6 protein-coding genes are annotated in these 7882 nt (G+C 57.9%); 5 read left to right on the top strand and 1 reads right to left on the bottom strand.

Annotation, left to right across the window (positions count from 1 at the left end; translation table 11 throughout):
• Nucleotides 1–339: 339 nt before the first annotated feature.
• Nucleotides 340–1176, top strand: a complete 837-nt coding sequence (locus BLR97_RS14205; RefSeq protein ID WP_244511318.1) for a methyl-accepting chemotaxis protein — start codon at nucleotides 340–342, stop codon at nucleotides 1174–1176.
• 70 nt (nucleotides 1177–1246) lie between these two features.
• Here the strand turns inward: BLR97_RS14205 and BLR97_RS14200 are convergent, their stop codons facing one another.
• Complete coding sequence (locus tag BLR97_RS14200) at nucleotides 1247–3187, bottom strand: exoribonuclease II (RefSeq protein ID WP_089707177.1); 1941 nt, start codon at nucleotides 3185–3187, stop codon at nucleotides 1247–1249.
• Between the two features lie 160 nt (nucleotides 3188–3347).
• On the opposite strand from BLR97_RS14200, the gene BLR97_RS14195 reads away from it, so the two are divergent.
• The 4 genes from BLR97_RS14195 to BLR97_RS14180 all read left to right on the top strand — a co-directional run bounded on the left by BLR97_RS14195 (nucleotide 3348) and on the right by BLR97_RS14180 (nucleotide 7859).
• A complete protein-coding gene (locus tag BLR97_RS14195) occupies nucleotides 3348–4145 on the top strand; it encodes a Cof-type HAD-IIB family hydrolase (protein ID WP_089707176.1) in 798 nt (265 codons plus the stop codon).
• Between the two features lie 114 nt (nucleotides 4146–4259).
• Nucleotides 4260–5003 carry a response regulator gene (locus BLR97_RS14190; RefSeq protein WP_089707175.1) on the top strand — a complete coding sequence of 248 codons (744 nt, stop codon included), beginning with the start codon at nucleotides 4260–4262 and terminating at the stop codon, nucleotides 5001–5003.
• 80 nt (nucleotides 5004–5083) lie between these two features.
• A complete protein-coding gene (locus BLR97_RS14185) occupies nucleotides 5084–6487 on the top strand; it encodes an ATP-binding protein (RefSeq protein ID WP_089707189.1) in 1404 nt (467 codons plus the stop codon).
• Between the two features lie 106 nt (nucleotides 6488–6593).
• Nucleotides 6594–7859, top strand: a complete 1266-nt coding sequence (locus BLR97_RS14180; RefSeq protein WP_089707174.1) for an ABC transporter substrate-binding protein — start codon at nucleotides 6594–6596, stop codon at nucleotides 7857–7859.
• Nucleotides 7860–7882 lie beyond the last annotated feature (23 nt).

Genomic DNA, 7882 nt, shown 5'->3' with positions numbered 1-7882 from the left:
TGAGCCAGTCGAGCAAACCTGGGTAGTCCTGATGGCGGTTGGGGAATACTTTCGTTTTGACTTTCCCCTTGCTTAGATCGCGCACCCACAGGCAATCAAGTTTCTGTTTGCTAACATCAATGCCGATATATGCCATCTCGTTGTCTCGCCTTGTTCGTACAGCCTCTTTCGTCGTGCGAAGGGCTTTGGATACCGTCCAAATTTACGAGATAAAAACCAGAAGGGGCCCATCTACAACACAGGGTCAATGCCCCTTAGGAGCCCAACGGGTTACCCTTCTGGCCAGAGAGAATGGTAGCTAATCATTCCCTCTTGAGAGACACAAAGGAGCTCACGATTTTGGTCGCCTCGCTACGTGATTCCAGCGAGAGCGTCTTGAACGGGGCCAATGAGATAGCCCAAGGCGGGCAGGAACTTGCCGCACGTACGGAGCAGCAAGCGGCAGCCTTGCAGGAAACGGCTTCAAGCATGGAAGAGATGACGGCAACGGTTCGTCAGAACAGCGATTCAACCAAAGAGGCCGATACATTGGCCTATAATGCATCACAGCAGATGCATGACGGTGGGGAAGAAGTGTCCCGTAGCGTGGAATTAATGCGTGAAGTGACGGCTGCTTCGCTTAGTATGAACAAGATCGTTGAGGTCATTGATGCGATTGCCTTTCAGACTAATATTCTAGCTTTGAACGCCTCTGTGGAAGCGGCGCGTGCGGGTGATAAAGGCCGCGGATTTGCGGTTGTCGCAACAGAAGTACGTGCGTTGGCAAGCCGCAGTGCCGCTTCCGCGGCTGAGATTCGAAGCATGCTGGATGATACGCGTAGCAAAATAAAGCTATGTTCTGAGCAAGCGGAGCGAGGAGCTGCAACCATTGGTGAGACGGAAGCGGTAATCAAGCGTCTTGCCACGCTAATGGCCGAAGTGTCTTCTGCTACCAGAGAGCAAAGCAGCGGTATCGAACAGATCAATACGGCGATTACTGAGATGGACTCAACCACTCAGCAGAACAGTACGCTGGTTCAGCAATCGACTAATGCAGCATTTTCCCTTGAGGGTCAGGCTGGGCGGCTTCGCGAGATGGTAGCTGCTTTCCAGATAGACGACGCCATTCCGAATAAGGCATCAAGCTACAAAACTGCAAAGACCTTACCCTCGGCTGCGAAGCATGTGGAATTCTAATCTTCTGAGATACACAACAACGGCGCCCTTGGGCGCCGTTGTTGTGTATCGCGTAGGTTGACTGGCTGGCTTAAGCAGCGGGCCTTGCCACCAGCGAGCGGGTCTCTTCGCGGGCTTCGGTGAGTACCACGCGAAGCGGATCGCCAAGCTTGTAACGCTCTTCGCCTTCGATCTGAATCCGGCCCTCTTTGTCGTCGATGACCACTTTGCTGCGGTCACTGTGCATTAAGGGGGCGGGCACAAAGGCGGTGGCACCATTTTCCAGCAGGCGTACGCGCATACCACCACGGTTGATGGCCATGATTTCGGCCTCAAAGGTGTCCTGGTTCTGCGCGGCGGGGGTTAGGTAACGCACATAGAGCCAATCCTTGACGTCGCGCTCGGCCATACGGTTCAAACGGCGACGCTCGGTCAACTGCTCGGTGAGCTGCTGGCTAGCCTCTGCGGGCGCCTGCTCGCCTTTCAGCACGCGCTTGATCAAGCGGTGGTTGACCATATCGCCATACTTACGAATCGGCGAGGTCCAGGTGGCGTAGGCAGCCAGGCCCAGGCCAAAGTGCGGGCCGGGCTGGGCGGACATGCTGGTAAAGCCCTGGAAGCGGCGCAGGCGAGCATCCAGCCAAGCGTCGTCACGGCTTTCAAGCGCACGCTTCAGGTCTTTGTAGTGGGCGAGGTCGGTCAACGCTTCCTGGTTCACCTCAATCTCTTGTCCCGCCAGGAACTCTTGCGCAGCTTCGGCTTTTTCGGGCTCGAAAGCGCGGTGCACGTTAAAGATGCCGTGACCGATGTGTTTAGCGAGGAAGTCGGCGCAGCAGGCATTCGCCGCAATCATCGACTCTTCGATCATGCGGTTGGCGATGCGGCGATCTTCCGTGCGAATCCCCAGCACGTTGCCCACATCGTCCAGGTCGAAGACGTAATCCGGGCGATCCTTAAACACCAGCGCATGTTCGTTGCGCCAGGCGGTGCGCGCTTCGGTCAGGTCGCGTAGAGCGGTAAGTTGCTCGGCAATGTCATCCGCCGGGGCCCAGTCGCCCTGGCCGTCAATCCAGTCCGACACGTGGTCGTAGGCCAGTTTAGCGTGGGATTTCACGTTAGCGGCGAAGAAGCGGTAGTCGCCCAGGCTGCCGTCGGCGTTAATATCCAGGGAGCAAGCAAGCGCCGGGCGCTCTTTACCTTCCCACAGCGAGCAGAGGTCATCGGCCAGTTGCTCGGGCAACATGGTCACGTTTTGCCCCGGTAGGTAGACCGTAAAGGCGCGAGTGCGCGCTTCCAGATCCGCGGCATGGCCTTCTTCTACATAGGCGGTGGGGTCGGCAATCGCAACGCTCAACTGCCAGCCGCCTTCGGCGCGAGTAGCGACGTGAAGTGCATCATCCATATCGCGGGTTTTTTCGCCGTCGATAGTGAAGAAGGGCTGGGCGGTTAAATCTTCCCGGACAAGACCCTCGTCGTGCAGCGGCCATTCGCTGCCCGCGTCAGGGCACTCTTGCTCCAGCGCATGGCGAGCCAGGGTCACACGCCACGGCACCGCCGGGTCGTCTGATTTAGCCACCAGCTCGTCAATTTGGCTAAAGAAACCGCGGTCATTCTCTTTCAGAGGGTGACGCACCAAGCGGGCTACCACCCAGTCACCGTCGGCAATGGTCGCTTCATCCAGGCTGTTTTTGATGCGCGCCTTGAGCACATTGCGAATCGAGGGATGATCCGGCACGACGGCAAGGCGGCCTTCGCGCTTTTGCACCCGACCGACAAAGCGGTCGAGCCCGGCTTCGATCAGCTTTTCAGGCTCGACGGACTTTTTATCGCCGTTTTCATGGATGACGGCTTCAACGCGGTCGCCGTGCAGCACCTGCTTCATGGCGGGGGGCGGCACGAAAAAGGATTCACCGTCGTCGGTTTCAAGAAATCCAAAGCCTTTTTCGGTAGCTTTAATCACCCCTTCGGCACGAGGAGTGGTATCACGAATCTGTTGCTTGAGTGAAGCAAGCACGGAATTGTTTTGCAGCATGAGGTCAATCAATTGGCGAAGGTAGATTGCTACTATACGGATTCCCCTTGGCTGCGCCAATTGTCGTTGTCGTCGGTCGCTTGCGAGCACCGTAAGTCAACCACTTACACGCTGGTTATTGAATCGGGTAAGCTACGAAGACACCTTTCGGGAGCGCGCTATGACACCACGGTTAATTGTTTCGGATCTTGATGGCACCCTACTGGGCAGCGACCACCGGCTGCACGATGAGACGATTAACGTACTTCGCCAGCTTTACGCCCTGGGCCATCACGTAGCACTTGCCTCTGGGCGTCACTATCACGATATGAAAGTGTATCGTGATCAACTGGATATACCCGTTCATTTGATCAGCACGAACGGTGCCTATGTACACGACCCGGTTGGAATGTTGTTAGCCTCCGCGCATCTGGCGCCCGAGCCGGCGCGAACCTTGATCCAACTGCCGCGCCCGCCCCAGGTCCGGCTGAGCCTATACCGCGATAGCGGTTGGCATATCGACGCAGAGGCGCCGCACCTTTTATCACAGCATGCCTCTACCGGCTTCTCCTACGAGGTGGTGCCACCTGAGAAAATGGATAGTCATGGGGTGGGTAAAGTGCTTTATCTTGGCGATCCTGATGCGCTCGCCGAGCTCGAAGTGCAGGCGCAAGCGGTTCATGGTGATGAACTGCACATTACCTACTCAACAATGGATTCACTGGAAATCATGGCCCGTGGCGTCAACAAGGGCGTGGCGTTGGCGTCGTTACTTGAGCGGCTGGGACTAACCGCTGACGCCTGCCTCGCCTTTGGCGATAACCTCAACGATACCGAGATGCTTGAGCTGGCAGGGGAGGCCCAGGTGATGGCCAATGCCCATCCGGCATTGTTTGATCGGGTCTCGGGCGCGGAGCGAATTGGCCACCATGGTGATGCCGCCGTCGCCCAATGGTTGTCGAAGCGCTTTGCACTATAACTAGGCTACAACCTTAGTCGAGGCCGCCTTGTCACCCGTGACTCGCTCGCCCATGATCGTCTCCCAATCATAACAACCGCGTGGGGCCAACCTGTCGCGAAGACACCGACCACCATGACAGCACCTACTCTCACAACGCGGTCAGCGACGCTGTTTGTCGTCGACGATGACCCGGAAATTTGTGAACTGCTGGCGGACTACTTAGGCCGTCATGGCTACCATGTGCTCACCGCTCAGGATGCCGACTCGCTGAGGGCGCTAATGCAGCATGAGCCAGCGGCGGACTTGCTGATCGTCGATCTGATGTTGCCGGGCGATGACGGCTTTTCGATTTGTCGCGAGGTACGTAAACACAGCGACGTGCCGATTATCATGCTTACTGCCAGTGCGGATGAAACCGACCGTATCCTGGGGTTGGAGTTGGGGGCCGATGACTATTTAGGCAAGCCGTTTAATCCTCGCGAATTGTTGGCACGCATCAAGGCCGTGCTACGCCGTACGCGACCAGTCCAGCCAGCACCCAGCGCCGAGCAGGCGCGCTGCGTGAGCTTTGGCGACTGGCAGTTGGATCGCATGACCCGCGAACTGATCGATCAGCAGGGCAAACGCACCGCGCTGTCCGGGGCCGACTTCCAGCTCCTCCAAGTCTTTTTAGAGCGCCCCGCCACGGTGCTAACCCGCGACGATCTGTATGCACTCACCCGCGGCCGTGATGCCCCACCGCTGGATCGCTCGATTGACGTCCACGTTTGTCGGTTGCGCCAGCGACTGGGCGAGGATGCTCAGCATTCGCAGCTGATTCGTACCGTCCGAGGGGCGGGTTACATTTTAACCGCCCGCGTTGATGCACTGGCGTGAAATACCTGCATTGGCAAACCCTCAAACGACGTTGCGCACGTTGGCTACCGACCACGCTACGCGGTCGCTTCGTGATTATTATGCTGGCGGGCGTGTTGGTCGCACAGGTTGCCAGCTATGCGATTTGGACGTCCCAGGTGCGCTCGAGCCAGCTGCGACAGCTTGATGAGCTATCCACCAACATGGCGGTCAGCATTGCCTCTACGATGCAGTATTTCCGCTCGCTACCTTACGACTATCGCCACATCGTGCTCGACCAACTGCGCAATATGGGCGGCACCCGCTTTTTCGTCAGCATCAACGAGCGCCGCTTGACCATCGAGGACATTGGCTCGGGGCCTGAAAAGCAGGTGGTGGTGGATAATGTCCGCACTATTCTCACCGAGCAGCTCAATATTGAGGACGTGGTGGTAGAGTTTTCCCGCCCGGAAACGCTGCGCGTATTAAATAACCAAGTGTTGCTCAAAGACCTGCCGCCCCGTTGGGGCCAGCACAGCTTATTGATGGAACCGCTTTCGCCGCCCATTTTGGTCGTCCAGCTCGAGTTAGCCCCCGACACCTGGCTCTACGTGGCCACGTTATTGGGCGTGCCGGATATTTTTACGGGCTATCGCTGGCTTTCCGGTGAACGGGTACTGGTGGGGCTGTTGGTATTGCTTAGTGTGATTGCGCTGTCGTTGCTGGGGATTCGCAGCGCGACCCGGCCGCTAGCACGGCTTTCCCGGGCAGCAAATCAGCTCGGCGATGATTTGGACATGCCACCGCTCAAAGAGAGCGGCCCCAAGGAAGTCGCCGCCACGGCGGTGGCGTTTAACCGAATGCAACGGCGGATTCGTGAGCAAATCGAAGAGCGAGAACGGCTGTTTTCGGCAATTTCGCATGATTTAAAAACGCCGCTCACCCGGTTGCGTTTACGCGCCGAAATGCTGGATGACGATGTTCAGCGGGAACGTTTCTGTGCGGCCCTTGATGAACTGGATAATCTGGTTAAAGGGGCGCTAGCCTCGGTAAAAGGTTTAGACCTTCATGAAGCGCCCGAACCCGTGGCGCTGACCCCGTTGATAGACGACATTGCTGACGCGCTTCGGCTTCAAGGTGGTCGCGTGACGCTGCAGGGCCATGTCGCGCCGCTGACTGTCAAACCCTTGGCCTTCAAGCGTTGCTTGGCGAACCTGCTGGAAAACGCCGTGTTCTATGGCCAGCACGCTGAGGTAGCCTTAGAAGAGCACGCTGGCGTGGTCACCATCCGCATTCGTGACCTTGGCCCGGGGATTCCCGACTCACAGCTTTCCCGGGTGTTCTCGCCGTTTGTACGCCTGGAGCCGTCGCGTAGCCGCCATACGGGGGGTAGCGGATTAGGGTTGGGCATTGCACGCCACATCGCCAAAGCCCATGGAGGCGATATTCAACTAGCGAACCATCCCCTGGGCGGGCTCTGCGTCACCGTGACGATCCCCCGCCATGAAACTATTACTGACTTGTAATAAACCTTCAACACTATGCAGGACTCGGTAACGCCTAGTCGGCCGTATTTACAGTACGCTGTTAGATGTCATTGACAATACACAACAACAACAGCAGGAGTTACCCATGCCCATGTTGAAGAAAACCACCCTTGCCCTCGCGACCACGCTTGCCGGGCTAACCTTAGCCGCACAAACCCAGGCCAATGAAGTCGAAGTGCTGCACTGGTGGACCTCCGGTGGCGAGGCGCGTGCTGCTAACGTATTGAAAGAGTTAATGGAAGCCGAAGGTTACGGGTGGAAAGATTTTGCCGTCGCCGGGGGTGGTGGTGAAACCGCCATGACGGTGCTGAAATCCCGCGCGATGTCGGGCAATCCACCCTCAGCGGCACAGATTAAAGGACCTGAGATTCAAGAGTGGGGCGAGCTTGGCTTGCTAGGCAGTCTGAACGACGTCGCCGAGGCAGAGGGTTGGGATGCGTTATTACCCGACGTCGTCGCTGACGTCATGCAGTATGACGGCGAGTACGTCGCCGTGCCGGTCAACGTTCACCGGGTTAACTGGCTGTGGGCCAACCCTGAGGTGTTAGACGACGCCGGGGTTGAAATGCCCACCACGCTCGATGAACTGTTCGAGGCGGGCGACGCTATTCGCGAAGCGGGCTATATTCCGCTAGCCCACGGCGGGCAGGCGTGGCAGGACGCCACCATCTTTGAAAGCGTGGTGATTGGCAGTCAGGGCGGCGAGTTTTATCAGCGCGCGCTGGTCGACCTCGATCCCGAGGCGTTGGGCGGCGAGCAGATGGTAGACGCCCTGGAGGAGTTCAAGCGGCTGCGCGAGCTAATGGATGACGGTATGTCCGGGCGCGACTGGAACATCGCCACGGGAATGGTGATTGATGGTGAGGCCGCCATGCAGCTGATGGGCGACTGGGCCAAGGGCGAGTTTACCGCGCGTGGCCTGACGGCTGGCGAAGACTACCTGTGTGCGCCGGCGCCGGGCACCGAGGACGTGTTTGCTTTCAATATCGATAGCCTGGCCATGTTCCGGGTCAGCGATGAAGACGAGCAGGAAGCCCAGCAAGCGCTGGCACGCCTAGTGCTTGAACCGACCTTCCAGGAAACCTTCAACCTGGCCAAAGGGTCGATTCCCGCGCGGCCCGACCTGGACATGAGCGAATTTGACAGCTGTGCTCAGCAGTCGCTCAGTGACTTCCAGCGCACCGCTGAAGAGGGTGGCCTGGTGCCCAGCATGGCCCATGGCATGGCCGTGCGTGCCGATATCCAGGGGGCCATTTTTGATGTCGTGACCAACTATTTCAACGACGAAGACATGCAAGCGGAAGAAGCCGCTGAACGGTTGGTCAACGCGGCTGAAGCAGCCTCTTTCTAACGTTCATTCGCAACGATGACAGG

Origin of the sequence: Vreelandella arcis (assembly GCF_900103865.1) — a bacterium.
GTDB classification, from domain to species: domain Bacteria; phylum Pseudomonadota; class Gammaproteobacteria; order Pseudomonadales; family Halomonadaceae; genus Vreelandella; species Vreelandella arcis.
This window is presented reverse-complemented; position numbering and strand designations above follow the sequence as displayed.